Source organism: Brachybacterium vulturis, from assembly GCF_043641765.1.
Taxonomy (GTDB): domain Bacteria; phylum Actinomycetota; class Actinomycetes; order Actinomycetales; family Dermabacteraceae; genus Brachybacterium; species Brachybacterium vulturis_A.
This window is the reverse complement of record NZ_JBHZRO010000006.1, coordinates 1-25,535: the sequence shown is the minus strand read 5'-3', so window position 1 is coordinate 25,535 and position 25,535 is coordinate 1. Positions and strand designations below refer to the sequence as shown.

Here is a 25,535-nt window from a genome sequence, read left to right as displayed (position 1 = left end):
GTCAGTCCACCGCGATGCGGTGCACGCGCTGGAGGTGGTCGGTGCTGTTGCGTCCGCGCATCCGGCGGCTCTGCTGGCGGTTGTTCTCGCCCACCTTGCGGTCACCGGAGCGGAGGTTGCCGACCGACACCTCCGTCTCCCGCTCGAAACGGTGACGCTTGTCGGTGTTGCGGTAGTAGCGGTAGATGCCGCCGTACACCGCGGCGAACACGGCGGGCCCGGCGATGAAGGGGATGGCGATGCCGCCCGCCCCGGAGTCGGAACCGGCCAGCAGCGTCATGGTCACCGGATCGGCGGAGAGCTCAGCGAGCAGCGGCAGCATGGCGTCCTCCCTGCGGGTGCGGATGGTCAGTGGTCATGGCCCCTCCTCAGAACAGGAACTGGCTCAGGCCGACGATCGCGCCGACCACGGCCGCGACGGTGCCGGCGGCGCATGACACGGCGAAGATCTTCGGGTGGGAGACCGGGACCGAGCCCATGGTGGTGCCGGTGCGGCCGTTGACCGCAATGTAGTGGGTCAGCGAGTCCCCGGTGGCGGAGTCCGCGTAGCTGTACAGCCACACCGGCACGTACACCGCCACCCAGCGGGTGCCGCGCACGGCGACCCCCTCCCGCTCCCAGCGCACGCCGCGGTCGTAGCGGTTGATGGTGGGAAGCGCCTTGGCGCGGGCGATCGCCAGGAACCGGTCCTCGACGTCGTCGTCCACGTCCTGCACGTTGAGGTCGCGCCGTTCGGAGGTGAAGTTCTTGAGGTAGTTCGAGTTGTAGGCGACGGCGTTCTCGGTGTCGTACGGCTGCACGGCGTTGAGGATGTTGTTCGTGGCCTGCGCATTGTCGCTGGCGTTGAAGCGGTCGGCGGATTCGATCGTCAGATCGTCCACCAGCAGGTCGAAGGCCCGCTGGATGCCGTAGACGTCGGCGTCGTAGTAGGTCTCGGTGCGCTTGTTGTCGCCGCTGCCACGGGTCACGGTGTACTGGCGGGTGGTGACCTCGCCGGTGCCCTGCAGCACCGCGTGCATGTTGCCGTCCACCACCAGGTACGGGATGTACACGCCCATCACGTTGTCCGGGACGTACTCCTCCTTGAAGCGCCGGTGGGCGAAGGCCCGGCGCTTGGCGGTGAAGGCATCGATGCGCTCGATCGCCTCCTCGCGGGTGAGGTGGAAGGGGAGCACCGCGTCCGGGACCGCACCGTTGGGGATCTGGGAGTTGATCGACAGGGTCTGGCGGCACCAGTGGCAGCGCGCCTGGAGGTCCTGGTCGACGTTGATGACCACCTCGGCGCCGCAGCCCTGGCACTTCAGGGTCACGGTGCTGAGGTCCTCGCGGACATCCGCGGTGCCGGAGGCCATGGTGTGGCCGCGCAGGTCCGCGATCGAGGAGCCCAGCCCGAAGGCCTCCTCGGCGTTCTCCTCGTTCCACGTATGGCGACAGTAGGAGCAGACCAGCGCCTTCGCGGTGAGCGAGTACTGGATCTCCGCACTGCCGCACCGGGGGCACTTGTTCAGCCCGTCGTCCTGGCCGGAGCTGGTATCGATGATCCGGTCCGCGGCGTCCCGCCGGGCGGCCCCCGCGGCCTCGGCGACCGCCTCGTCGCCGAGCATCGGCGGCTGTTGGGCAGGGCTCTGCCCGCCGGGCCGTGGGGGCTCGGCGGGCTGGTCCGGACGGGCCCGGTCCGGGCCCTGGGGAGGGACGCTCATCGCGATCTTCGGTGCCGGGTCAGAGACCGAGCGCGGCCTTCTTCGCCGCCTCGTAGTCCGCTTCCGTGATCAGGCCCTGGTCGAGCATCTGCTTGTACTGGCCGAGCTTGGCCACCGGATCGGTGGGGGCGGGGGCCGCCTCCTGCTGCGGGGCCTGCTGGGTCGGGGCCTGCTGCGGCGGGGCCGCCTGCTGGGGCGCCTGCTGACCCGGCGGGGCCCAGGGCTGGGCCGGGCCCACCATGCCGCCGGCCGCACCCATGCCCGCCCCGAACATGGCCAGGCCCGCACCGCCGCCGGTCTCCCCGGCGGACTGCACGCCGCGCGCGGCGGCCTGGTTCATGAAGGACTGCGAGCGGGCACCGGAGAGGGCATCGGCCTTCTGCACGTCCTTCAGCAGCTCGCGGGTGTTCTTGTCGTACTCGATGGAGACGATCGCGGTCTTCACGATCGCGAGGCCGCGATCGCTGGACCAGCGGTACCCCTCCTCGACCGCCGCGGACAGCGACTGGGCGAAGCCCACCGAGTCCCCCTGGATGCGGGAGATGCGGTTTCCCTTGTCGGGATCGTTGGTGTAGCGGGAGAAGGCCTGCGCGAGGGAGCCGACGACCTCGCGGAACAGCTGCCCGCCGGCCGCGTTGTCGACGTCGCCGAAGTCGAACACCGGGGCGTTCGCGGAGATGAAGGTGGCCGGCACGAAGTTGTGCACGAACAGCAGCGGGTCGATGATCCGCAGGGTGTAGGAGCCGCGGCAGACCGCGCCCACCTGGGTGTTGAGGTAGGCGTCGTCCCAGTAGATCTCCGACTGGGTGCCGAAGCGGTTGTCCGGGATCTCCTTGAGGCTCACGTAGAAGGCGAGCTGCTGCGAGGAGGGGCGGCCGCCGAACTTGAAGCGCTCCCAGGAGGTGCCGACGGTCGAGGCCAGCAGCTCGTCACCGGCGAAGACGGAACGGGCATCCGGGGACTGGTCGTTGAACTCGTAGCCGCCGGCCTCGGTGATCAGGCCCGTCGCCCGGCCGTCGACCACGGTGATCAGGCCGTAGCCCTGGGGCACCAGGATCTTGGAGCCGTTGGAGATGATGTTCTCGGACCCGCGGGTGTTCGAGCCGCGGCCCGCGTTCGTGCCCTGCGGCACCGCCGGGAACAGGGCCGCCGTCTGCGGCAGTCCCTGCGGGACGGTGAGGAAGTCCTTCCACTGGTCGGCGAGCATCCCGCCGACAGCGCCCTTGAATGCCTGGATGAATCCCATGTGAGCTCCTTCGTCGCCCCCGACGTGTGTGATCACGGCCATGCTATCCCGAGCCCGCCGAACGTCGCCTGGATCCGGGCCGCTACCCTCGTCCGGCATGAAGCGGAGCCGGGAGTGGTGCGAGGCCCATCAGGTGGCCCTCTACCTCCTGGCGATCGCCGTCGGCCTCGGGATCGGAGCACTCCTGCCCGCCACGGCTCCCCCGCTCGAGGTGGCGGTGGAGCCCGCGATCGCCGCACTGCTGCTGGTGACCTTCCACGGGATCCCGCTGCACGGGATCGGTGCGGCGCTGCGGGACGGGCGGTTCCTGCTCGCCCTGCTGGCGGTGAACTTCCTGGTCGTCCCCGTGATCGTCCCGCTGATCACCCGGCCCCTCACCGACTCCCCCGAGCTGCTCCTCGGCGCGCTGCTGGTGCTGCTGGCCCCCTGCATCGACTACGTCATCGTGTTCACCGCTCTCGCGGGCGGCGCGCACGAGCGCCTGCTGGCCGCGACCCCGCTGCTGATGCTCGCCCAGCTCCTCGCCCTGCCGGTGCTGGTGCCGCTGCTGAGCGGCGGGGAGGCACTGGGGATGATCGAGCCCGGCCCGTTCCTGCGGGCCTTCGTGCTGCTGATCGCGCTGCCCATGCTGGCTGCGGCGCTGCTGCAGCGGCTCGCCCCGCACCTGGAGCTCTCGGCGGCCATGGTGCCGCTGATGGTGCTCGTGCTGGTCACGGTGGTCGGATCCCAGACCCCGCGCGTGCTCGGCGCGGGCGCCTCCCTGCTCGTCCTGGTCCCGGTCTACGTCGCGTTCCTGGTGCTGGCCACGGCGGCAGGGCTGCTCGTCGGCCGCCTCGCACGTCTCGACGTGCCCGCCGCCCGCGCCCTGACCTTCTCCGGCGCGACCCGCAACTCGCTGGTGGTGCTGCCGCTCGCGCTCGCGATGCCCTCCCCGCTGGTGCCCGCCGCGGTGGTCGCCCAGACCCTGGTGGAGCTGGTGGGGATGGTGGTGCTGGTGCGGGTGCTGCCCAAGCTGCTCAGCCGGTGATATCGAACTTCGCGAGCTTCCGACTGTCCCCGGAGCTCTGCAGCGCGAGCAGCTGGCCGTAGATGCCGCCGGAGGTCGCGAGCTCCGCGGGGCTGCCGATCTCGTCGATGTTGCCATCGCGCAGGGTGATGATGCGGTCCACCTCGGCGATGGTGGAGAGGCGGTGGGCGATGATCAGCGAGGTACGGCCCGCCATCAGCTCGTCCAGGCCCTTCTGCACCTGGATCTCGGCCTTGGTGTCCAGCGCGGAGGTGGCCTCGTCGAGCACCAGGACCGGGGCGTCCTTGAGGATCGCGCGGGCCACGGCGATGCGCTGGCGCTGCCCGCCGGAGAGCTTCAGCCCGCGCTCACCGATCACCTGCTCGTAGCCGTCCGGGAAGCGGAGGATGAAGGCATCGGCATTGGCGCGACGCGCGGCCGCGATTACCTCCTCGTCGCTCGCCTCGGGTCGGCCGTACGCGATGTTCTCGCGGATGGTGCCGGAGAACAGCGAGGCGTCCTGGAAGACCACGCCGATGCGGGCACGCAGCTGGTCCAGCGGCAGGTCCGCGCTGGGGCGACCCACCACCTCGATGCTGCCGCGGCGCGGCTCGTAGAGGCCCAGCAGCAGGTTCACGATCGTGGACTTGCCACCACCGGACTCCCCCACCAGGGCGATCTTCTCGCCGCGGTCCACCTGGAAGTCGATCCCGTGCAGCACGTCCTCGCCGTCCTCGTAGGCGAAGGACACTTCGCGGAAGGCGACCACGGGAGCGCCGGGGACGGGGGCGAGCACGGAGTCGTCGGCCGCGGCGACAGCGGTCGTGACCGCGGCAGGAGCGGCGGCCTCGTCGGTCGCCGCCAGCTCGCCGGCGGTCCCGTCCGCGTGCCCGGCGTCCCGGGCGTCGACCGGCCGCGCGGCCATCACCGCGGCGGTGCGCGGATCGACCGGGGTCTCCATCACCCGGAAGTAGTCCTTGGAGCCGGCGATCGCGCGCTGCGCGGAATCGATCACCCAGCTCATCGACTCGACCGGCGCCTTGGCCATGGCCATCAGCTGCACCAGCAGCACCATCTCGCCGAGGGTGAACTGCCCCTGCACGGTGCGCACGAAGATGATCGCGTAGATCCCGAAGAAGATGAGGTTCAGGAACGCCCGACGGATCACGTCCATGCGGTGCCAGTGCGTGGACTGTGCACGCGTGGTGGCGTCGGTGGAGCGGAAGCGGCGGGAGAAGTCCGCGAGCTCACCGCGCTCGCGCACGAAGGACTTCACCACCCGGATCTGGCCGACCACCTCGGCGAAGCGGCCCGAGGCGATATCGATCTGCTCGTTCTTCTCCCCCTCCAGGCGCTGCCACTTCACCGAGGTCAGGGAGGTCAGCCACACGTAGACGGGGAACACGATCAGCAGCAGGACCGTGAGCGGCCAGGCGTACCAGGCGCTGATGGCGAGCACCGCGACGGTGGTGATGAGCATCGAGGCGAAGGAGTTCGACATCATCTTGGTGAAGTTCGTGATCTCGGTGATCGAGCGGTTCAGCCTCGCCACGATGGTGCCGGTGATCTCGCCGTCGAACCAGCGCTGCGGCAGGTGCAGCAGCTTGTCGTAATAGCGCACCGAGAGGATGGTGCGCATCCGGTTGCTCATCACGTCGCCGAACCAGCCGCCGATGTTCGAGATCACGGTGACGGCCAGCTCCGCCGCCAGCACGGCTGCGGCGATCAGGAGCACGGTGCGCACGGCGGTGCCGGTCGCGGTCTCCCCGTTCACGGCAGCGGCGACGGTGTCGGTCGCGCTGCCGATCAGGAAGGGGACCGCGAGGCCCGCGGCCGCGGTGAGCACCGAGCAGGTGATGATCGCGGTGTAGAGCGGGGCGAGGGCACGGGTGAAGCGGATGATGCGCAGCAGGGGGGACACCGCTCCAGCCTAGGCGTCCGGGTCGCCCCTGCCCACGTGGGACTGCTCTCCTCGCGCCCGCTCAGTCGCTCTTCGGGCCGACGACCCCCAGCAGCACGCCGAGGGAGATCTTCTCCCCTGCCCGCCGACGCCGCAGCAGGCCGCTGCCCAGGGCGTAGGGCACCAGCATCACGAAGCCGACGGCGCTGAGCAGCAGGATCGCGACCACGATCGAGGCGTCGCCGTCCGCGCCGCCGGTCCCGGTGCGGGCCACCAGCAGCGCGGCGGCGATGTTGCGCTGGCTGGTGAGGATCGCGGGGCCGTCCGGGACGGTGAGGGTGTCCCCCGCCAGGTCGCCGGCGAAGCGACCGGCGACGAAGGCCAGCGCCACCAGGCCCGCGGCCACCAGCAGCACCGGGGAGAGCACCAGGCTCAGCACCAGGCCGGTGTTCGCCCCGAAGCCGGAGAGGAACATCAGCACCGCCGAGACCGCGGCGACGCCGCCCGCGATGCGGGCGAACCGATCGGCCCACCCCGGCCAGACGGCGGCGATGACGATGCCCGCGATCATCGGCGAGAGCATGGTGCCCAGCAGCAGCTGTGCCACCGACCAGCCGTGGACGGACACGTCCTGCAGCAGGAACGGCACCACCAGCGGCATGAACAGGATCGACCCGAGCAGCAGCACCGCCATCGGTCCGGCGGTCTCGCCGTAGGGGATCCGGGCCATCGCCCCGAGCTGCAGGACGAAGGGGGCGCCGGCGGCGCACAGGGCGATGACGAAGCCCTCGCCGGTCTGGTGCGGAAGCATCCCGTTCAGCAGCCAGACCAGCAGCGTGCCGACGGCGGGGACCACGACGAAGTTCGCCCCGAGCACGGCGAAGACGGTGCGGCGGTCGCGCAGCTGCCTGCGGAAGGCGCGCAGCGGGGTGCGCAGCCCCATCGAGAGCATGGACGCGATCGCGAAGGCCGGGACGCTGACGTTGATCAGCAGGCCGAGCAGGGATTCGATCGTGTGCACCACGGCAGGCTACGTGGCCGGGCTGAACGGCGTCAGATCCATCCGTTCTCGGAGGCGGCCCGCACGGCCTCGGCGCGGTTCGCGACCCCGAGCTTCCCGATGGCGGAGGAGATGTGGTTGCGCACGGTGCCCTCGGAGAGGAACAGGCTCTGCGCGATGTGGGCGGTGGTGGTGCCGGTCGCGGCGACCTGCAGCACCTCGGTCTCCTTGAGCGTCAGCGGGCTCGCGCCGACGGAGAGGGATTGGGCGGCCAGCTCCGGATCCACCACCCGCAGCCCCTGGTGGACCCGGCGGATCGCGTCGACCAGCTGCTCGACGGGGGTGTCCTTGACCATGAACCCAGCGGCCCCGGCCTCCATGGTGCGGCGCAGGTAGCCGGCTCGGCCGAAGGTGGTCAGCACGATGATCCGCGGAGCCTGCTCGAGCTCTCGCAGGGTCTCGGCGACGGCGATGCCGTCCGGGGGCCCGGGCCCGCCGTCGGTGGTGGTGCCGGCGGGCATCTGCACGTCCAGCAGCAGCACGTCGGGGCGGTGCTCGGCGACGGCGGCGAGGGTGCTCGCCCCGTCGGCCGCCTCGCCCACCACCTGGACATCGGGTTCCAGGCCCAGCAGCGCGACCAGGCCGGAGCGCAGGATCGCCTGGTCATCGGCGACCACCAGGCGGATCATCAGGCTGCTCCCATCTCGACGGTGAGCCGGGTGCCGGTCTCGCCCGAGACCACCTCGAGGCGGCCGCCGGCGAGCGCCACCCGCGCCTCGAGGCCGCGCAGCCCGGAGCGCTCCGCGCCCTGCGGGATGCCCATGCCGTCGTCCTCGATGCTCACGGAGTCCTCGCCGACGCTGATCTCGGCGCGGGTGGCGCGGGAGTGGCGCACGATGTTGGTGACCCCTTCGCGGATCACATAGCCGAACAGCTCCGCGAGGTCGTCGTGCAGCGGGGGCAGGGCGGTGGGGACCTCGGCCTGGATGCCGACGATGCCCAGCACCGTGCGGGCGGAGGCGATCTCGGTCGCGGCGCGCACGTGCTGCATGCCGCTGGCGGTCGCGCGGACGTCCGCGAGCGCCTGGCGCACCGTGGCCTCGATGTGCTCGAGCTGGGCGCGAGCCGCCTCGGGATCCTTCTCCAGCAGACGGCGGGCGAGCTGGGCCGAGATGGTCAGCGAGGTGAGGGAATGGCCGACCAGATCGTGGAGATCCCGACCGATCCGCTCGCGCTCGGCGGCGACGGCGAGCACGGCATTGCGCTGCTGGGCGGCCTCGAGCTGCTCCTGGAGCATCTGCTGGCGCACTCCGTACCCGATGCCCCAGGCCATCACCGTCCCCATCACCGCCAGACCGGCCGCGATCGGCACCCCGAGGACGATGGCGAGCACGACGACGGTCAGGCTCATCAGCAGCATCGAGGGCACCGCCCAGCGCCAGGGCAGCAGCAGCACATGGGTCATGGCCTGGAACATCACCATGAACAGCAGGTTCGGCCCGAGCACCGGGATCATGGCCAGCAGCAGCAGGGTGCATGCTGCGAACCAGAGCAGCCGCACCCGCAGCGGGTAGAGACCGATGCCGCAGGTGGCGACGAACAGCACCGCGTAGATCCCGAGCATCACCGTCACCAGCAGCGCCGCGGGGACGGGCCCCTCGATCCAGGCGAACACGATGGGGAGCAGGATGAACAGCACCGGCGGGACCGCGAAGGCGAGTCCTCCGGACTCCTGCGCCGCCCGGAGGATCCCGCGTGGGGTGACGGGGCGTGCCGCGGCCTCCGCCTCGGTGCCGCGCACCCAGGTCTCCCGCTCCGTCGCCTCGCGTGTCCGCATGGAGGTCATTGTGTCAGCGTCGCTTCAGACCCACGGCACCGCGCAGGCTCACCGCGCACAGCACGCCGAGCACGAGGGTCCAGGCCCCGATCACGAGCAGTCCGGTCACCGGCAGGTCTCCGCCGTACATCGACCACTGCCCCAGCTGGGAGATCCAGTAGGTGGGGATCGCGTGACCGATCTGCTGCATCCAGTCCGGGAACATCTCCAGCGGCATCCAGAGCCCGCCGAAGATCGCCATCGCCATCATGGTGACGACGCCGCCGGCCATCGCGGTGCCGCCCTTGAGCACCATGCCGAGCACGATGCCGATGAGGATCGTGGGCAGCAGCCCCAGCCAGAGCACCACGATGGTGAGCAGGAACGCGGCCGGGCCGACCTCGACGCCGGTCGCGAGCCCCACCACGCCCACCGCGACCAGCGCCGGGATGATGACGGCGCTGGCGGCCATCACCGAGCCGACCAGGAAGGAGCGCGGCGAGAGCCCGGCGACGATCAGCTGACGCAGGAAGCCGGTGCGCTGGTCTTCCTGGATCTGGGTGCCGGCGGTGACGGCGGCGCCGAGTCCGCCGTAGGCGGCCATGTTCACCATGATCATCCCCCGCGCCTCTCCCCCGCCCTGCTCACCGAACATCATCCCGAACAGCAGGTACATCCCCACCGGCATCGCGATGGTGAAGACCATGAACATGACGTTCGTGATGGTCATCGCCGTGGTGTGCAGCGCGTAGCGCATGGTGCGAGAGGTGGCCGAGGGGGCGGCCGCGGCGCGGGCGGCAGGCGCTGTGGAGGTGAGCGTGAGGGTCTCGGGCGGTGGCGTCATGACGGTGCTCCGATGGTCGGTGGTGGTTCCTGCAGCAGTGGCGGCGGGGCGGCTCATCGCCGGCCTCCTTCGTGGTCGGCGTCGTGGTCGGTGATGCGCAGGAACGCCTCCTCGAGACCGGGTGCGGAGACCAGCACCTCGTGGACCTCGGCCGCGAGAGGACCGGTGAACAGTGCGGCCAGTGCCGCGTCGGAGTCCGCGCAGAGGGCGCGCACCCGGCGCGGGTCGGTCTCGTCGGCCTCGGCGTTCTCGACCCCGGGCAGGGCTGCGATCTGGGCGGGCGCGGCGCCGGCGAGGGTGAGCACGCGTCCGGCGACGGCGGCGCTGATCTCGGTGCCGGTGCCGTCGGCGACCACGCGGCCGCGGTCCATGACCACCACGCGCGCGGCCTCGCGCTCGGCCTCCTCGAGCTGATGGGTGGCGAAGACGACGGTGCGGCCGGTCGCGGCGACGGCGCGCAGCTGGCGCCAGAAGGCGCGCCGGGCACCGATGTCCATGCCGACGGTGGGCTCGTCCAGCAGCAGCACCTGCGGGTCGCCGAGCAGCGCGATGGCGAAGCGGACCCGCTGGGCCTGGCCACCGGAGAGCGCCCCCATCTTCCGCCGCATCAGGGCACCGACGTCGGCCTGGGCGATGACCTCGTCCAGCGGCATGGGGTGGGCCTGCAGGGAGTGGAGCATCCGCAGCATCGAGCGGACTCTCTGGTCGGGCAGCAGGGCACCGGCCTGGAGCATGGTGCCGATCAGTCCGGTGCGGGTGGCGGTGGCCGGGTCGGTGCCGCGGATGCGCACCTGGCCAGCATCGGGGGTCGCCAGCCCCACCATCATCTCCATCGCGGTGGATTTGCCGGCGCCGTTGGGGCCCAGCAGTGCGACGATCTCCCCGGGGCGGATCTCGAGGTCGAGCCCGTCCAGGGCGCGGACGGCGCCGTACTGCTTGTGCACCCCGCGGAGGCTGATCGCGGCGGTGGTGGTCGAGGTGGCGGGGACGGGCAGGGTCGTCGTGGTCATGGCTCCAGCCTCCCGGCCACAGACGCTGCGCCCCAGTCCCCGCGATCACCCGCTGCCCATGACAGTCGTCATGCCCTGCCCTGCGGGGGCTACTCTGGATCGGTGCTGATCAGACAGGTGCGGCCGTTCGACGCCGCCACGGGCGAGACCCCTGACACGCCGCTGGACCTGCGGATCCGTGGCGGCGTGATCTCCGAGATCGCTCCCGGCCTCCGCCCCGCGCCCGGCGAGGAGGTCCTGGACGGCGAGGGGGCGCTCGCGATCCCCGGGCTCTGGGACCGGCATGTGCACACCGGACAGCTCGCGCAGGCCCATGCCCGCCTGGACACCGGCGGCGCGGGCAGCGTGGGCGTGATCCTCGAGCTGGTGCGGGCCGAGCTCGCCGCCCGCCGCGAGGCGGGCATGGCGGACCAGGCGCTGATCGGCTTCGGGCACCGCCTGGTGGACTTCGCCGTGCAGCCGACGGTCCCGGCGCTCGACGAGGCGACCGGCTCGGTGCCGACGGTGCTGATCGGCGGGGACGCCCACCACGCCTGGCTGAACTCGGCGGCGCTGGAGCGGCTGGAGCTGCCCCCGCGGGACGGGATCGTGGCCGAGGAGGAGTGGTTCGCGGTGGTCCCCCTGCTGCCGGTGCTGCCCGGGGTGGCCGATGCCGTCGCGACCGGGGCGGCGATGATGCAGCGCCAGGCCCTGCAGCGCGGGGTGGTGGGGCTGGTGGACATGGAGTGGGGACGGCCCTGGGAGAGCTGGCCGCAGCGCGCGCCGCGGATGCGGATCCGCACGGCCGTCTATCCCGAGGAGCTCGCCGCCGCCCCCGGCCCGACGGGCATGGCGCTGGACGCGCGGGGCCTGGTGACGATGGGGCCGCTGAAGGTGATCGTCGACGGGGCGCTCGGCTCCCATTCGGCGTTTACCCGTGATGCGTACACCGACGGCCACGGCTATGCCGGGCGCGGGGTGCTGAGCGTGGGACCGGAGGCGCTGCGCGAAGCGCTCGCCCAGGCGAAGGCTCAGGGCCTGGACGCGGCGGTGCACGCGATCGGCGACGCCGCCGCACAGATCGCGCTCACGGCGATCCGGGAGGTCGGCATCGCATCGAGCATCGAGCACGCGCAGATGCTCACCGATGACGACATCGAGGCGATGGCCGCGCTCGGTGTCACCGCCTCCGTGCAGCCCGCGCACCTGCTGGACGATCGTGATGCCACCGAGTCCCTCTGGCCCGGTCACGGCGCCCAGGCGTTCCGCCTGCGGGATCTGCTGGCGGCCGGGGTGCCGCTCGCACTGGGCTCCGACGCCCCGGTCGCGCCGCTGGACCCGTGGCTGGCGATGGCCGCCGCCGTGCACCGCAGCGCCGATGAGCGCTCGGGCTGGCATCCCGAGCAGCAGCTGCAGCCCCGCGAGGCCCTCGCCGCCTCGACCGATGGGATCACGTCCCTGCAGGTGGGTGGGGTGGGCGATGTGGTGCTGCTGGAGGAGGATCCCTTCGCGGAGGTGCCGCTGGGGGCCCACGGGCTGCTGGTGGACGCCGCGGCCCGGGAGGCGGCGGAGCGGCTGCGGGAGACCTGGGTGCTGGCGACCGTCGTGGCCGGACGGCTCGAGGCCCGGCTCTGAGCGGTCGGATCGTCGCGGCCGATGACCTCCTCGCGACGACTATCCACGATAGTAATGAATGGGGCATAGTGGAGGCCATGCCACAGCTCTCGCGCTGGCCCCGCCGCCTCGGGGAGACCCTCCGCCTGTTCGCCACGGCGCTGCGGGGATGGGGCGCCCGGCAGGTGCTCACCGCCGTCGTCACCGCGACCGGGATCGCCGTCCTCTCGCGGCTGCGGGGCCAGGTCTCCTGCCCGCTCCCCGCCGCGGAGCCGAGCCGATCGACAGAGATCCTATGAGCGGGACGGACGCCTCCCGTCCCTTCCAGCACGTGCGCCTGGGGACCTTGGAGCAGCAGGTGATGGAGCAGCTGTGGGAGCACGAGGAGCTGACGATCCGCGAGCTGATCTCCGGCCTGGGCGACCACCACGCCTACACCACGATCGCCACGGTGCTCTCGAACCTCGGGCGCAAGGACCTGGTCTCCGGTCGCCGGGTGGGGCGCTCGGTGCGGTATCGACCGCGCCATCCGCGCTCGGAGCACGCCGCCCGCCTGATGGAGCAGGCGCTGTCGAGCAGCAATGACCGCAGCGCCTCGATCCTGCGCTTCGTGCAGGGCATGGATGAGCGGGAGACCGCGCTGCTGCGCGAGTACCTCAACGGCCCCGATGCGACCGGCGACCCGGAGAGCGGATCGGCGCCGGCGTGACGCTGGCCCTGTTCGCGCTGCTCGGCGTCGCGGCGGCCGCCATCGCCCCCTATGCCGTGCTGCTGTGGAACGGCAGCCCGCTGCCGCTGTGAGCACAGCCGGTCCCCGGCCCGCGAGCACTCACTCCCGCAGGCCGAAGTCCTCGTCGAACTCGGTGGTGACCACGAAGTACTGCTCCTCGAGGCGCACGGCGGCAGCGGTGTCCGCGGAGAACACCTGAGGGACGGCGAGCGGCCCGGTCCGGTCGACGTCGTAGGGGTGGACCATCAGCCCATGATTCGTATCCAGCACCACGAGCGTGCCCTCCTCGGGACGCACGGCGTAGGCCAGGCGCTCCCCGGCGCAGAGCAGCTGGAGCGGCTCGGGGTCATCATGCGTCCACTTCTCGGTGCCGTCATCCTCCAGACCGCGCACGGTGGTGCCCGAGACGACCACGGTGATCTCGAGGACGTGATCCCGGGCGACGGCGTCCGCGTCCTCGGCGATCACCCGGCCGTCGGCGAGGCCGATCACCGCACCGGGCGAGTCCTGGTCGCCGATCACGGCGAAGGAGGTGGTCGGATCGACGGTGCCGCGCACCCGTGCCCGGTCCGGTGCCACCCCGGCGGGCAGCGGGCAGCGCCAGAGCTCCTCGCCCGCGGCGCCGCTGGCCAGCAGCTCGGAGCCCTCGGTGCGCAGCAGCGCGCCCAGATGCTCGCCGAGGATGCGGCCGTCGGCGAGATCCGCCTCGTCCAGCAGGACCTCCCCGGTGACGCCGGACAGCGCCGTGCGCGGGCCCCTCTCCCCCATCGCCTGAGCGGTCGGTGCCGCATAGACCAGGCCGGGGGCGGCCTGGGGGCCGGGTGCTCCGACCGGGCCCCAGAGGGGCTCGGCGGTGCGCAGGTCATAGGCCGTCAGGGTCATCGCCCCGGTCCCGTCCTGCTCGGGGGCGGCCAGATCGGCGAGCACCGCGATCGGTGCCTGCTGCGCCCCGCGGGTGAGCACGTACCCGGTGCAGCTCAGGGGCCGGTCCGCCCGCCACAGCACGGTGCCGTCCTGGTCGACGGCGAGGAACCGCAGATGATCGTCCTCCTCGCGATATCCGAGGAAGATGCCGTCCAGCTGGAGGGGGACGGCGGTCCAGCCGGGGTCGACGACGACCATCGGGGTCATCTCCAGCGGCAGCCGCACCTCGGTGTACTCCACCACCTCGGCGAGCTCGCCGACCTGCACGGGCTCGGGGTGCTCGACCGGGGCCGCCGGCGCCGGACCGGCGGGCTCGCCGCCGCCGTCCGGACCGCAGGCGCTGAGGCCGAGCAGACCCAGCGGCAGGGCGGCCAGGACGCTGCGGCGCCTCATGGCCGCCTCCCCGGGGTCAGGGTGATGGTGGTCGGGGCGTCCTGCTCCCGCCGCCGACGCCGCTCCCGCCGCCACCACAGCAGCAGGGCCAGGGCCCCGAGCGCGAGGATCACGGCGATCTGCACGACGGGGTCGTTCAGCCCGGCGCTGCCCGCCTGCCAGCGGGCGAGGGTGCTGGTGGGGACCAGGGAGGGCAGGGTGACCAGGCCGTTGGTGGTCCAGAACACGATGCCGAGGGCGATGATCACCACTCCGGTGATGAAGGTGGTGGTGTGCAGGCGTCGCCCCAGCAGCGTGAACTCGCGGCCGCGCAGCAGGTTCCTGCCCCGGCTGCCCAGGCGGTTCCAGACCGCCGCCAGGATGGTCAGCGGCACCACCATCCCGGCGCCGTAGACGGCGAGCAGGATCCCGGCCAGGAGCATGTTCCCCTGACCCATGGCCAGGGTGAGCACGGCGCCGAGGATCGGCCCCGCGCAGAATCCGGCGATCCCGCCGACGGCGCCGAGCACGAAGCTGCGGGCGAGCCCGGAGCCCTGGGTCGAGCGCTGCTGGAGACGGTCGAAGCCCGGGAGGGCCCGGCTGAGATCGACGCCGAGGCCCAGGGCGTGCAGGGCGCCGAGCAGCACCAGCACCAGCGAGGTGATGCCGATCAGCAGGGTGCGGTGCCCGATCACCAGGGCTCCGAGCGCCCCGGCGCCGACGCCGAGCGGGGCCAGGGTCACCACCAGACCGAGATAGAACACCACGGCGTGCGGGAGCAGGGCGGCGCGGGAGGTCACGGTGGAGGCGAAGAAGCCCGGCAGCAGGAGCGCTCCGCACGGACTGAGGAGCGCGAGCGCCCCGCCGAAGAAGGCGGTGAGGAGTCCGACCTCCATCTCAGCCCTCGCTCTCGGCCAGCGCCTGGTCCACCAGCTCGGTGAACACCTCGGTGGGCTGCGCACCGGCGGTCGGGGCGCCGCCGATGAGGAAGGCCGGGGTCGACATCGCCCCGAGCTCGATGCCCTGCTGCGCGTTCTCCGCGATCGTCTCGGCCACCTGCTCCGAGTTCATATCGGCCGCGAACTGCTCCGTGTCCAGGCCGATCTGCCCGGCCAGCTCGACCAGCGACTCCTCGCTGAGCCCCTGGCCGGAGCGGATCTCGCCGTCCTCGAACAGCAGTGCGTGGTACTGCGCATGCTCACCCTGCATCGCAGCGGCGAGGCTCGCCCGGGCCGCGCGCTCGGAATCCTCGCCGTAGATGTTCACGTCGCGGTACTCGATGCGCAGCTCCCCGCGCTCGACGTACTCGCGCATCTCCGGCAGGGTCTCCTCGGACCACTTCGCACAGAAGGGGCACTGGTAGTCCGAGAACACGACCAGCACGACAGGCGCGTCGACGGGCCCCTCGGCGAGCAGGTCGTCAGGATCCCGCCCCTCCTGGGAGCTGAGATCGGGGGCGGCCACCGAGTCGGGATGCTCGATCGCCGCCGGCTGCCCGGAGCTCGTCGAGCTCCCCCCACCGCCCTGCACGGGCGTGGTCGCCGGCTCCTGCTGGACCCAGAACACCCCGGCGATCAGCGCGGCTGTGGCGACCGCGATCCCCACCGGGATCCCCCAGCGACGCAGGACGCCGTCCCGCGACGCATGCGTGGTGTCGGCTAGAGGGGCGCGAGACATGGGTCCTCCGGTCGGGTCGGGTGAGGCGTCCGGCGCCACCCTCCCACATCGTTACTATCGTTGATAGTAATGATGTGGGGCATTCGTCAGCTCTCGCCCGTCTCAGCGGCGCCGCACCAGCTGGTCGAGGGTCACCACGGCGACCGGCACCAGGAGGCAGAGGGCGAGGCCGGAGAAGCCGACCCCGGCCAGGATCAGCCCGGCCAGCGCCCCACCGCCCGCACCGGCGAGGTTCATCAGCAGGTCCGAGGTGCCCTGGGTGGCGGGCCGCTGCTCGACGGGGACGGCGCCGCTGAGCATCGTGGATCCGGCGACGTTCGAGGCCGACCAGCCCAGCCCCAGCAGCACCAGGGCGATCGCGACCAGCGGGTTGCTGTGGGAGCCCAGCGCCGCGATCAGCAGCGCCGCCGTCAGCAGCACCTGGCCGAGCAGGATCACCGCCCGGCCCCCGACCCGGTCGGTGAGCAGACCGAACACCGGCGAGATCCCGAACATCCCGGCGATGTGGAGGCTGATGGTGATCCCGACGACCGTGAGGTCCGCGCCGTGGCCCATCAGGTGGATGGGTGTCATCCCCATCAGCGCCACCATCACCGCATGGCTGAGGCTGGTGGCCAGCACCGCGCGGCGGGCGGTGAGGTTGCTGCGCAGGATCGCGAGGCCCCGCGCGGCCCGTCGCTGCGGCCCGGCGGGCACTGCGCGATGCGGACCCAGGGCGAGCAGCAGCGGGTCCGGGCGCAGCGCGACCGCGTAGAGCAGGGCGCCCAGCAGCTGAGCGGCCGCGGCGATCACGAAACCGCCGGTGAGCTCCGGCAGGCCCAGGGAGCGGCCGAGGACATCGCTGGGCTCGGCGAGGTTCGGACCGACGACGGCGCCGATCGTCGTGGACCACACCACCAGGGACAGGTCCCGGCCGCGGGTGGAGTCGGTCGCCAGGTCGGTGGCGGCGAACCGTGACTGGAAGTTCAGGGCGGAGCCGATGCCCAGCACCGCCATGCTGGCCAGGAGCAGGAACGGGTTGTCGAGGACCGCGGAGACCACCACCGCGAGGGCGCCGAGCGCCGCCGTCACGGCTCCGGTGGTCAGGGAGATCCGTCGGCCCCGGCGACGGGCGAGCAGCGCCAGGGGGATGGCGAACAGCGCGGCACCGAGGGTGTTCATCGTCGCGGCCATCCCGGACCACGCCTCGCTGCCGGTCACTGCGGCGACCAGCAGCGCGCCCATGCTCACCGCCGCACCGATCCCGAGGCCGGAGATGATCTGGCCCGCGATCAGCACCGCGATGGTGCGTCGCTGGACCCGACGCCGCTCGAGGCCGTCGACGGGGAGGGTCAGGGGCGCGGTCATCGCGCCACGCGCCGAGCCTGCGCGATGAGCACGCCCTGCAGCGGCAGGCGTGCCAGCGCGATCACCCGCTTCCGCGGTCGGGCATGGCGCCAGTCGTACGCCATCTGCACATTCGCGGGGAACACGGCGACCAGCAGTGCGGTCGCAGCGTGCCCGCCGAGGCGGCGGGTGCGCGGATGCGCGAGCAGGCCCGCGACGACGAGCTCCGCCGCGCCCGAGGCGCAGGTATAGGCCCGCGCCGGCCCGGGCAGGACGGGCGGGACGATGCTGTCGAAGAGTGCGGGCCGGGTGAGGTGCAGGACCCCGGCCGCCCCCAGCAGCACGGACAGGAAGGCGGCGGTCCGCCGCCCGTCGCTCACGGCGCGACCGCCGGCGCGGGCAGCACGCAGAACTCGTTCCCGGAGGGGTCCTGATGCACCCGCCAGGGCAGCTCTCCCCAGTCGGGGTGCATCTCGCGGCCGCCGCGCCGCTCGATCTCGGCGGCGATCTCCTCGGGGTCCTCGCCCGGCTCGAGGCGCACGTCGAGGTGGATCGGATTCTTCGCATCGGGCCGCTTGGGCGCCCGCTCCGGGACGAGCTCGAGCAGCGGTCCATGCAGGGACGGGTGGCGCAGGGTGTGCGCCCCGCGGTCCGGCGCCAGCGCCCAGCCGCTCAGCCAGGCCCAGAACTCCGCGTCCCGCTCCGGATCGGCGGACTCCAGCAGCACCGCCGCGAGGGGCCCGGTGCTGGAGTCCGCCTCGTGCCCACCGCTGACGCGGAAGGCCCTGCCCTCGATATCGGCGAGCACGATCCCGGACTGCTCGCCCTGGTCGCTGTCGAGGTCGCTCGCGCCGAGTCCTCGCAGGCGCTCGACCACGTCGGCCTGCTGCGCCCCGCCGCGCAGCGCGAGCTGCAGGCGCAGCGGCGCCTGGTTCGGTGCGGGCACCTGCACGAAGCACAGGTCGAGGTACGCGGTCCCGTCGAGGTCCAGGCGCGTCTCGAGGAGATCGGGCTCCACCGTGAGCGAGCTCGTGCCCAGCGCCGCCTCCCAGAAGCGGCCCAGGCGGAGCGGGTCCAAGGCATCGACGCCGAGGTTCTCGAGGAACATGGGGACAGTCTCCCTCATCCCCGTCGGCCGAACCGCCACCAGCGTCGACGAAGCCGTGAGGCCGCGACCGGAGGATCCTGGACCGCGGGCTCGGGCTGCGGCGGCGCCGCCCGCAGCTCCCGCCATCGCTGCGCGGCCTCGTCCGGATCCCAGGTCGGGGCGAGCATCCGCTGGAGCGGGTGTGCGCGGCGATCCTGGTGGACCCGCTCGGTGAAGTCCGCGGCGTACTCGCGGGCGGCGCTCTCGTGCGGCAGCGCGGCGAGGGTCTGCTCGCGCCGCTCGTACTCCTTGCGCAGCAGCACCACCACCGGCAGCAGCGCCTCGCGATCGATCTCGCCGCCGGCCAGGCGCTGGTTGATCCACCAGTCCGGGTCGTGGGAGTCGGGCAGGTCCAGCGGCTCCCCGGCCCCGGGCAGGTCGTCGAAGTCGCCGCGGCGCACCGCCTGCTCGATCGTCGATTCGATCCGGGCCACGGCGGGATCCATCATCGGCCCGCGGGTCCTGGGATCGACGGGCTGATCCGGCGGTTCCTGCGGCGAGCTCAGGAGTGCCCGCCCTCCTCGGCGAGCGCCGCCAGGCGGTCGATCGAGGCCAGCAGCTTCTCGGGAGTCATCAGGCGTGCCTTGGCCAGGCGCTTCTCCTGCTCGGCGGGCAGCGCGGTGAAATCGTAGGTGTGGGTGACACGGGTCGTGCCATTCGCGAGCGGTTCGAGCTGCCAGCCCCACTGGTGGCCGGGCGGCTGTTCGCCGTGCGGTGCGGTGCGCCACGCGATCTCGCGCCCCTCGGTGAAGGCGACGATGTGGTTGTCGCGCACCGCGCCGTTCTGGTTCGTCATCACGAACACGTCGCCGACGGCGCGCACCCGCTGGCCCGGGGCGGCGTCGGCGAGGTTGTCGTTGCCGTCCCAGCGGGGCTGCTGCGCAGGATCGGCGATCAGGGCGAAGAGCGTCTCTGCCGGGGCGGCGATCTCCCGGGAAGCGGTGACGATGCCGTCGGTGTGCTGGTTCATGGCTCCATGGTGCCACTGGCGGTGTCGTCGAAGACGTCGATCGAGCCGGCGTAGTTCGCGACCCAGACCCGGCGCTGGGTGGGCTCGTAGGTGATGCCGATGGGGTTCTTGCCCACCTCGACCGTCTGGATCTCCTCGAAGGTGTCGGTGTCGACCTTGGAGACAGTGTTCGCGTAGTAGTTCACGATGTACAGCGCCAGCCCGTCCGGGGAGATCGCCATGGTGCGCGGCTCCCGGCCGGTCTCTGCGGTGCGCAGCACCTCGCCGGTGGCGGCGTCGAGCTCGACCAGCCGATCGCTGCCGGAGACGGTCATGTACAGCCGGCTCGCATCGGGTGAGAGCACCAGGTGGCGGGGCTTGTCCCCGGTCTCGAGCACCTGCTCGCTCTCGCCGGTGACGAGGTCGATGCGGAACAGCTCATCGGCGTACATCGCGGTGACGTAGGCGGTGCGGTTGTCCGGCAGGATCACGCTGCCGCGGGGCGCGGCGTCCACCTCGATCACCCGGATCTCCTCACCGGCCTCGAGATCCAGCACGGAGACGGTCTCGTCGCACCAGTTCGAGACCAGGGCGCGCGTCCCGTCCGCGGAGAGGGAGAGGAACTTCGGGACCCGGCCCACCTCGATCACCTGGTCCCACTGGCCGGCGGCGACGTCGAGGCGGAACACCGCGGAGGGCCCCACCTGCTCGCCGGCCCGGCAGTCGTCGTGCGCGACCTCGCCCGCGCCGGGGCCCTGGAGGCGGTACTGGGAGACGTAGGCGTACCGCCCATCGGGCGAGAACACCGCCTCGACGGGCGCGCCCTGGGTGACCCCGGCGCGCTCCGGGACGCCGAACTCGGCAAGGTCCACCTCGTCCACCACGGTGTCGGTGAGCTCGAGGGTCTTGGCGTCGTACAGCGTCGAGGAGTGGCTGTACATCATGTTGTTGGCGATGACGGTGCCGGTGGGGCTCGCGACCACGGATTTCGGGGTGATGTCCCCGGTGATGCGGTCCAGATGCACCAGGCGGGTGGTGTTCGAGGGCTCACCCGGCGGCATCACCGGTGCCGCACCGACGGCCGTCTGCCCGCCGTCGGGCCCGATCGCGCTGGTCGCGAGGCCGGCGACCATGCCTCCGGCCATCACCAGCGAGAGGATCGCGATGGCGATGGTGAACTGCTCATGCGGTCGCCCTCGCCGCGACTTCCTGCGGTGCTTCGCCTGCACGGTCATCTACCGCCCCTTCCCGTGCCGCCGAACCTAGCCCGAGGTGCGGCAGGGGACGGGAGGCGGGACGGCGTGTCGGGGATTCAGAGCGAGGGACGGCCCTGCAGCACCAGCTCCCGGTAGAGGATCTCGTACCCGAGCTTCTCGTTGATCCCGATCATCCACGGGTTCACATGTGAGTTCCAGGTCACCAGCGAGCGCAGCTGCGGGGCCCGCTCTCGCAGCCGACGATGGGTGGCGACCTTCAGCGCCAGCCCCAGCCGGTGCCCGCGATGCTCGGGCATGACCAGGGTGTTCTCCTGCCAGCCGAGCGTGCTGCCCGGCGCGGTGTGGACGTGCACCTCGGAGTTCCCGACGAAGCCGCCGTCGGGCGCGACAGCGACCGCAAGGATCCGATCCATTCCCTCCTCGCGCATCCGCCGCTCGCTCTCGCGGATGCGCTCCGGCGTGTACTCGGACGCCTCGTGCTCGACCTCCTCGTCGGGCTCGTCGAGCTCGAGCTGGCGCAGCAGCAGGCCGTAGGCGAGCAGGTGCTCCTCGGGGATCTCGCCGTCCCACAGCTCGATGCGGTACTCGCCGAGCTCCTCCTCGACCTCGGCCTGCAGCGTCTCCAGCAGCGTCTCGTTCAGGGGGAGCGGCAGCGCGCGGCAGACGGCGAGGTTCTTGCGGGTGATCCCGACCCGGCGGGCCAGACGGTTCACCGGCAGCTCAGGGGCGTCGGCGTCGCCGTCGGCCGGAATCTCGCCGTACCCCTCGACCAGGGTGCGGCCGGATTCGCGGATCGCGGGGAGCAGCACCTCCTGGACCATCGCGGTCGCGATCCCCTGGCCGCGGAACGCGGGATGGATGGAGACGCCGACGGAGATGGTCTCGAGGTTCTCCTGCAGCGGCATGAACGTGCTGGCGCGGCCGACGAGGCTCTCGCCGCCATCCATCGATTCACTGATCGCGACCCAGCGCCGCACGCTCCCGTACGGGGAGTCGACGAGCTGCGCGCGCAGCTGCTCGCGGGTCTGGGCCTCGCTGCCGCCGTAGGTGTGCTCGTCCAGCGCCCTGTCCAGGGCGAGATACTGGTCGAGCTCGACCTCGGAGGTGGGGTCCAGGGGACGGATCGTCAGGTGCATAGGGGCAGTGGATCACGACGGTTCGGTGCAGGTCGACGGATTATTCCGGCGCACGGCTTGACTCTTCCCCCGGGTCAATCCGGAGCGTGGTCATCACCGGGACGGTCCCGGTGCCCGGGAGATCGGGTGAGGCATGACGGAGGATCGCATGGACGAGACGCTGCTGAGCATCGGGGAGCTGGCCGCCGCGAGCGGCCTGAGCCCGAAGGCGCTGCGCCTCTACGCCGACTCGGGGCTGCTGGTGCCGCGCCGGGTCGACCCGTTCACCGGCTACCGCTCCTACGGGACGGACCAGGTGCAGCGGGCCCGACTCATCGCCGCGCTGCGCGGCCTCGGGATGGGGCTCGCCCGCATCGGCGTGCTGTGCGATCTGGAGACCGGCGCCGCTGCTGCGGAGCTGCGCTCGTGGTGGCGGCAGGAGGAGGCCGACGCCCTCTCCCGCGCCGCCGCCGTCACCGCCCTCGCCCGTGATCTCGGGGAGCTCCCTTCGGAGGACATCATGACCATCTCCCCCACCTCAGCCACCGCTGCGCCCCGCACCGCCTCGGCGCTGCATCAGGGCCTGGTGCGCACCGCCCAGCAGGATGCCGTGCTCGTGCGCGAGCTTCCCGGTGGGCGCACCCTGCTCGCCGTCGCCGACGGCTTCGGCAGCGCGGACGATCTCGCGTCGCGGATCCTGTCGACGCTCGCGGCGGCGCTCGAGCGCGAGCTCGGGGCCGACCCGTCGGCCGCGCCGCTCACCGCGCTGGAGACGGCGTGGTCCGCGGTGGAAACGCTGGTACCGACCAAGGGAGATGCCGGCTCCACCCTCACCGCGGCGGTGCTCGATGGGGATCGACTGCACGTGGCGCATCTCGGGGACACCCGGGTGGTGCGGGTGCACGGCGGGCAGGTCGAGCACGTCACCCAGGACCACACCCGCCTGCGCTCCCTGGTCGAAGCGGGCCGGCTCTCCCCCGAGGAGGTCGCCGCGCATCCAGAGCGTGCCGTGCTGAACCGCGCCCTCGCCGCGGGCGCCCCCACCGCCCCGGATCTGCTGATGCGCCGGCTCGCCCCGGGGGATCTGGTGCTGGTGGCGACCGACGGGCTGCACGCCGTGGTGGATTCCGCAGTCCTCGCCCAGGCGCTGACCGGCGGGACGGAGGATCTCGAGGCGCTGGCGGGGTCGCTCGTCGAGCTGGCGCTGAGCGCCGGGGGACCGGACAACCTCGCGCTCGCCCTCGCCCGGGTCTGAGGGCGGGCTCTCAGCGCCCGGCGCGCACCAGGCGCACGATCCCGGTGATCGCCGCGGCCAGCATCAGCACGACACCGCTGACGGTCAGCGCCGTTCCGCCGGTCAGCACCACCGACCAGGCGATCCCGAGATAGAGCAGCACCACCCCGAGCAGCGTTCCGACCAGCATCCGCTCCCCTTCGCGGTAGAAGGCCTGGGCGTTGCGCGCGGTGACCGCCACCGGATAGTTGAAGAGCCGCGGGCGTCCCGACAGTGCGGCGAGGGCCAGCGAGAGGAGCAGCATCACCCCGGCGAGCACCAGGATCGACCATTTCGGTCCCCAGTCGTCGGCCTTACCGCTCACCGTGAAATGCGTGGCGACGGTGTCCGGGAGCGAGGGGTACCGCCCGATGATCCACGCCGTGATCCCACCGGCCGCGAGCACGCCGAGCCATCGCAGTCCGCGGGTGATGGGCCCGGTGGTGCCGCCGCGGGCGGGGCGGGACGGATCGGCGGATCTCGAGTTCATGGCGTCGTCCACGCTACCGACGCAACCGTGCCCTGACCATCAACTATGGTCGGCCCTTGCGCCGGGCCCGATGGGAACGACGCACTCCCCTGTCGGGCTCGACATCGGCCCCCACCCCCTCCCGTGCCTCGTGCTGCAGGGCGTCGCCGAGGTAGGGCAGGGCGAACTCGACGAAGCCGCGCCCGGCCGGGCGGATCAGCTCCTCCTCGATGAGCCGCTCTCGGTAGGTGGACTGGTTGCGGGGGTCGATGCCCATCCGGCGGGCGATGTCGCCCACGGCGGAGGGGCCCTCGTCCTCGAGCATCGCGTGGAGGTACTCGCGCTTGCGCGGACTCAGCCCGCGCAGCGCCGGGCCGTGGACGTTCTTGATCATCGCCGCGATCACGGCGTCCCGCCCGCCGCGCACGTCCTCGAGCTCGATGGTCTCCGCGTCACCGCTGTTCTGCCAGGCCTTCGACCCGATGAGCTGGATCAGGTAGGGATAGCCCCGCGAGATCTCGCCGGCCAGCACCGCCGCCTCCGGGGCGATCGTCCGTGCGGTGTCGGCGATGGTCATGCGGATCGCCTCCGCCGCGGTGCCGACGTCCACGCTGCCCACCTCGATCCGGTGCGCCCGGCGCAGGAAGGTGGTGCGCTCGTGGTCCAGCAGGGCGTCGACCCCCGGGCGCACCCCGGCAGCGATGAACGCGACCGCATGGCCGGAGCCGATGAGGTCCTGCACGTGCTGGGTGAGGGCGTGCAGCTGGTCGCGGTCCACCGACTGCAGCTCGTCCAGGGTGATCAGCAGGCCACCGCCGTCCTCGTCGCACAGCTGGGCGAGACGATCCAGCACCGTGGCGAGCACCTCCCCCTCCCCCTCGTAGCGCCGGACGATATCCCGGGAGGCGCCGACGTTGAACGCCCGCGCGGAGGTGAGGTGGGAGGTCTCGGCCTCCGGATCCATCTCCCGCAGCCGGGCGATGGCCTGGCTGCGCAGCTCCTCAGTGAGCGAGGTGGAGGAGGTGTGCATCCGCAGATCGGTCCAGCCCGACTCGAGGGCGAGCTCCCGGAACTCGGTCAGCAGCACGGTCTTGCCGGAGCCGCGAGCGCCCGAGATGAGGATCGCCCGCGCCTCGGGGATGTTCCCGGCGAGCGCCGCGGTGAACTCGTCGATCGCCACCTCGCGTCCAGCGAGGATCATCGGCGTGAGGCCGAAGCCGGGGGTGAAGGGGTTGGCCTCATAGATGGTGCGGGAGGCCCCGGGGGTCGTGGATGTCGTGCGGTGCGAGGGCGGCATGCGGTTCGAGGAAGAGGTCGCCATGGAGCCATGGTGCGCTGTATGTCGTTGTATGTACAGGCCTCGCGTGTGGGCGGCGCGGGCAGGTGTCGCGGGAGGGCTCCGGTGCGGCGGCCCGGCGAGGGGCTGCACCGAAGGGGAAGGCGCCGACGGGGAGGCGGCCGGGGAGGAGGGTGGTGCCGAGGAGGAAAGGTGCCGCAAACGAAAGAGGCGGACGACAGAAAGTGCCGCCCACCTTTCCTCCACGCTCCGCTTTTTGCACATTATCCGGACCCCTCTTGACTTCGATCGATGAGCTGTTGAGCACCCCTTTTCTTCCCTCTGCGAACTGGGTGCCCGCCACACCGGAGGCTGTCTCGACAGCCCGCACGGCAGGTAGGCGCAACCCCGGCCCGCAGCGCCTCTCGACCTGGTCAGACATTGTTCTTGCGAGTCGCTCGCGGGTCGCCTGCGCGGACCGTTCCTCCACACCTCGCGGTTATCCACAGAACCGTTCCTCCACACACAGCAGTTATCCACAGATTCATCCCCATTTCGCACTGACTCTTCAGTATCAGGTGCGCAGGGAATAGGGTTGAGGGATATCGCAGATGCGGTTCGAGAAGTGCTCTGGCGCGGAGAGGAGGTGGACACGGTGGGTGAGTTCGAGGACCAGGAGTTCGGTCGCACAGACGCCTCCGGCGGGACGCATGGCGCGGTCGGCAGGTCGCACGACGACGCCGACAGGCCTCGGGATCTCGTTGTCGAGGGCCCTGGCCCGGCCGGCGAGGCCGCCGCTGAGGATCCCGGACATGTCCGCACCGGTCCTGCCGTCCCCTCCTCCGTCGACTCCTCGACATGGCGGGTCCGGGCGCGGCGCGCACTGTCCGAGGAGTACATCCTGGAGGAGGTGGAGCCGGGCAGCCTCGAAGCAGCCCGGGTGCT

The 25,535-nt window shown here is 71.9% G+C and carries 26 protein-coding genes and 1 pseudogene; 6 read left to right on the top strand and 21 right to left on the bottom strand.

The window, feature by feature from the left end:
- Position 1 precedes the first annotated feature (1 nt).
- The 3 genes from ACHUEU_RS06090 to ACHUEU_RS06080 are packed head-to-tail and all read right to left on the bottom strand — an operon-like array spanning position 2 to position 2,946.
- Positions 2–322 (bottom strand): hypothetical protein, encoded by a 321-nt coding sequence (locus tag ACHUEU_RS06090; RefSeq protein WP_394215016.1) that lies wholly within the window; start codon positions 320–322, stop codon positions 2–4.
- Positions 323–368: 46 nt separating this feature from the next.
- Complete coding sequence (locus tag ACHUEU_RS06085; protein WP_394215015.1) at positions 369–1,700, bottom strand: TFIIB-type zinc ribbon-containing protein; 1,332 nt, start codon at positions 1,698–1,700, stop codon at positions 369–371.
- A gap of 19 nt (positions 1,701–1,719) precedes the next feature.
- Positions 1,720–2,946 (bottom strand): SPFH domain-containing protein, encoded by a 1,227-nt coding sequence (locus tag ACHUEU_RS06080; protein WP_394215014.1) that lies wholly within the window; start codon positions 2,944–2,946, stop codon positions 1,720–1,722.
- A gap of 97 nt (positions 2,947–3,043) precedes the next feature.
- On the opposite strand from ACHUEU_RS06080, the gene ACHUEU_RS06075 reads away from it, so the two are divergent.
- Positions 3,044–3,973 carry an arsenic resistance protein gene (locus ACHUEU_RS06075; RefSeq protein ID WP_394215013.1) on the top strand — a complete coding sequence of 310 codons (930 nt, stop codon included), beginning with the start codon at positions 3,044–3,046 and terminating at the stop codon, positions 3,971–3,973.
- Here the strand turns inward: ACHUEU_RS06075 and ACHUEU_RS06070 are convergent.
- The 6 genes from ACHUEU_RS06070 to ACHUEU_RS06045 all read right to left on the bottom strand — a co-directional run bounded on the left by ACHUEU_RS06070 (position 3,963) and on the right by ACHUEU_RS06045 (position 10,522).
- Positions 3,963–5,873 carry an ABC transporter ATP-binding protein gene (locus ACHUEU_RS06070; protein ID WP_394215012.1) on the bottom strand — a complete coding sequence of 637 codons (1,911 nt, stop codon included), beginning with the start codon at positions 5,871–5,873 and terminating at the stop codon, positions 3,963–3,965. The two genes, ACHUEU_RS06075 and ACHUEU_RS06070, sit on opposite strands and share 11 nt — an antisense overlap.
- Positions 5,874–5,934: 61 nt before the next feature.
- Positions 5,935–6,873, bottom strand: coding sequence for a bile acid:sodium symporter family protein (locus ACHUEU_RS06065; RefSeq protein ID WP_394215011.1), 939 nt, complete (start codon positions 6,871–6,873; stop codon positions 5,935–5,937).
- Between the two features lie 32 nt (positions 6,874–6,905).
- Positions 6,906–7,541 (bottom strand): response regulator, encoded by a 636-nt coding sequence (locus ACHUEU_RS06060; RefSeq protein WP_394215010.1) that lies wholly within the window; start codon positions 7,539–7,541, stop codon positions 6,906–6,908.
- Entirely contained in the window at positions 7,541–8,689 is a 1,149-nt protein-coding gene (locus ACHUEU_RS06055; RefSeq protein ID WP_394215009.1) for a sensor histidine kinase, read from the bottom strand. The genes ACHUEU_RS06060 and ACHUEU_RS06055 overlap by 1 nt, the downstream gene beginning before the upstream one ends.
- Positions 8,690–8,702: 13 nt before the next feature.
- Complete coding sequence (locus ACHUEU_RS06050) at positions 8,703–9,569, bottom strand: ABC transporter permease (RefSeq protein ID WP_394215008.1); 867 nt, start codon at positions 9,567–9,569, stop codon at positions 8,703–8,705.
- Positions 9,566–10,522, bottom strand: coding sequence for an ABC transporter ATP-binding protein (locus ACHUEU_RS06045; RefSeq protein WP_394215007.1), 957 nt, complete (start codon positions 10,520–10,522; stop codon positions 9,566–9,568). Before ACHUEU_RS06045 ends, ACHUEU_RS06050 begins: the two co-directional genes overlap by 4 nt.
- Before the next feature lie 102 nt (positions 10,523–10,624).
- Between ACHUEU_RS06045 and ACHUEU_RS06040 the strand changes: the two genes are divergently transcribed.
- From ACHUEU_RS06040 to ACHUEU_RS06030, 3 genes are all read left to right on the top strand, one after another.
- Positions 10,625–12,136, top strand: a complete 1,512-nt coding sequence (locus ACHUEU_RS06040) for an amidohydrolase (protein WP_394215006.1) — start codon at positions 10,625–10,627, stop codon at positions 12,134–12,136.
- A 77-nt stretch (positions 12,137–12,213) separates the two neighbouring features.
- The gene (locus tag ACHUEU_RS06035) at positions 12,214–12,414 is read left to right on the top strand and encodes a hypothetical protein (RefSeq protein WP_394215005.1); all 201 of its coding nucleotides are present in this window, start codon (positions 12,214–12,216) and stop codon (positions 12,412–12,414) included.
- Complete coding sequence (locus ACHUEU_RS06030) at positions 12,411–12,824, top strand: BlaI/MecI/CopY family transcriptional regulator (RefSeq protein WP_394215004.1); 414 nt, start codon at positions 12,411–12,413, stop codon at positions 12,822–12,824. The genes ACHUEU_RS06035 and ACHUEU_RS06030 overlap by 4 nt, the downstream gene beginning before the upstream one ends.
- 120 nt (positions 12,825–12,944) lie before the next feature.
- On the opposite strand, the gene ACHUEU_RS06025 is transcribed toward ACHUEU_RS06030, so the two are convergent.
- From ACHUEU_RS06025 to ACHUEU_RS05980, 10 genes are all read right to left on the bottom strand, one after another.
- Positions 12,945–14,162, bottom strand: coding sequence for a hypothetical protein (locus tag ACHUEU_RS06025; protein ID WP_394215003.1), 1,218 nt, complete (start codon positions 14,160–14,162; stop codon positions 12,945–12,947).
- Complete coding sequence (locus tag ACHUEU_RS06020; RefSeq protein WP_394215002.1) at positions 14,159–15,037, bottom strand: cytochrome c biogenesis CcdA family protein; 879 nt, start codon at positions 15,035–15,037, stop codon at positions 14,159–14,161. The genes ACHUEU_RS06025 and ACHUEU_RS06020 overlap by 4 nt, the downstream gene beginning before the upstream one ends.
- Position 15,038: 1 nt before the next feature.
- Positions 15,039–15,818 (bottom strand): DsbA family protein, encoded by a 780-nt coding sequence (locus tag ACHUEU_RS06015; protein ID WP_394215001.1) that lies wholly within the window; start codon positions 15,816–15,818, stop codon positions 15,039–15,041.
- Positions 15,819–15,920: 102 nt separating this feature from the next.
- Entirely contained in the window at positions 15,921–17,165 is a 1,245-nt protein-coding gene (locus tag ACHUEU_RS06010) for an MFS transporter (RefSeq protein WP_394215000.1), read from the bottom strand.
- Positions 17,162–17,524, bottom strand: coding sequence for a DoxX family protein (locus tag ACHUEU_RS06005; protein WP_394214999.1), 363 nt, complete (start codon positions 17,522–17,524; stop codon positions 17,162–17,164). Before ACHUEU_RS06005 ends, ACHUEU_RS06010 begins: the two co-directional genes overlap by 4 nt.
- Entirely contained in the window at positions 17,521–18,252 is a 732-nt protein-coding gene (locus tag ACHUEU_RS06000; protein ID WP_394214998.1) for a VOC family protein, read from the bottom strand. Before ACHUEU_RS06000 ends, ACHUEU_RS06005 begins: the two co-directional genes overlap by 4 nt.
- Positions 18,253–18,266: 14 nt before the next feature.
- On the bottom strand, positions 18,267–18,740 hold the full coding sequence (locus tag ACHUEU_RS05995) for a DnaJ family domain-containing protein (RefSeq protein ID WP_394214997.1): 474 nt from the start codon (positions 18,738–18,740) through the stop codon (positions 18,267–18,269).
- Between the two features lie 53 nt (positions 18,741–18,793).
- Positions 18,794–19,261 (bottom strand): SRPBCC family protein, encoded by a 468-nt coding sequence (locus ACHUEU_RS05990; RefSeq protein WP_394214996.1) that lies wholly within the window; start codon positions 19,259–19,261, stop codon positions 18,794–18,796.
- On the bottom strand, positions 19,258–20,475 hold the full coding sequence (locus tag ACHUEU_RS05985; RefSeq protein ID WP_394214995.1) for a beta-propeller fold lactonase family protein: 1,218 nt from the start codon (positions 20,473–20,475) through the stop codon (positions 19,258–19,260). The genes ACHUEU_RS05990 and ACHUEU_RS05985 overlap by 4 nt, the downstream gene beginning before the upstream one ends.
- A gap of 77 nt (positions 20,476–20,552) precedes the next feature.
- Positions 20,553–21,593: a GNAT family N-acetyltransferase gene (locus ACHUEU_RS05980; RefSeq protein ID WP_394214994.1), complete on the bottom strand. Its 1,041-nt coding sequence runs from the start codon at positions 21,591–21,593 to the stop codon at positions 20,553–20,555.
- Between the two features lie 148 nt (positions 21,594–21,741).
- Here ACHUEU_RS05980 and ACHUEU_RS05975 point away from each other — a divergent pair, with 148 nt between their 5' ends.
- Positions 21,742–22,827 carry a MerR family transcriptional regulator gene (locus tag ACHUEU_RS05975; protein WP_394214993.1) on the top strand — a complete coding sequence of 362 codons (1,086 nt, stop codon included), beginning with the start codon at positions 21,742–21,744 and terminating at the stop codon, positions 22,825–22,827.
- A 10-nt stretch (positions 22,828–22,837) separates the two neighbouring features.
- On the opposite strand, the gene ACHUEU_RS05970 is transcribed toward ACHUEU_RS05975, so the two are convergent.
- Positions 22,838–23,335 carry a DUF1648 domain-containing protein gene (locus ACHUEU_RS05970; RefSeq protein WP_394214992.1) on the bottom strand — a complete coding sequence of 166 codons (498 nt, stop codon included), beginning with the start codon at positions 23,333–23,335 and terminating at the stop codon, positions 22,838–22,840.
- A 43-nt stretch (positions 23,336–23,378) separates the two neighbouring features.
- Positions 23,379–24,635, bottom strand: coding sequence for an AAA family ATPase (locus ACHUEU_RS05965; RefSeq protein WP_394214991.1), 1,257 nt, complete (start codon positions 24,633–24,635; stop codon positions 23,379–23,381).
- 610 nt (positions 24,636–25,245) lie between these two features.
- Here ACHUEU_RS05965 and ACHUEU_RS05960 point away from each other — a divergent pair.
- Positions 25,246–25,535, top strand: a pseudogene (locus tag ACHUEU_RS05960) (hypothetical protein); the annotation flags it as partial.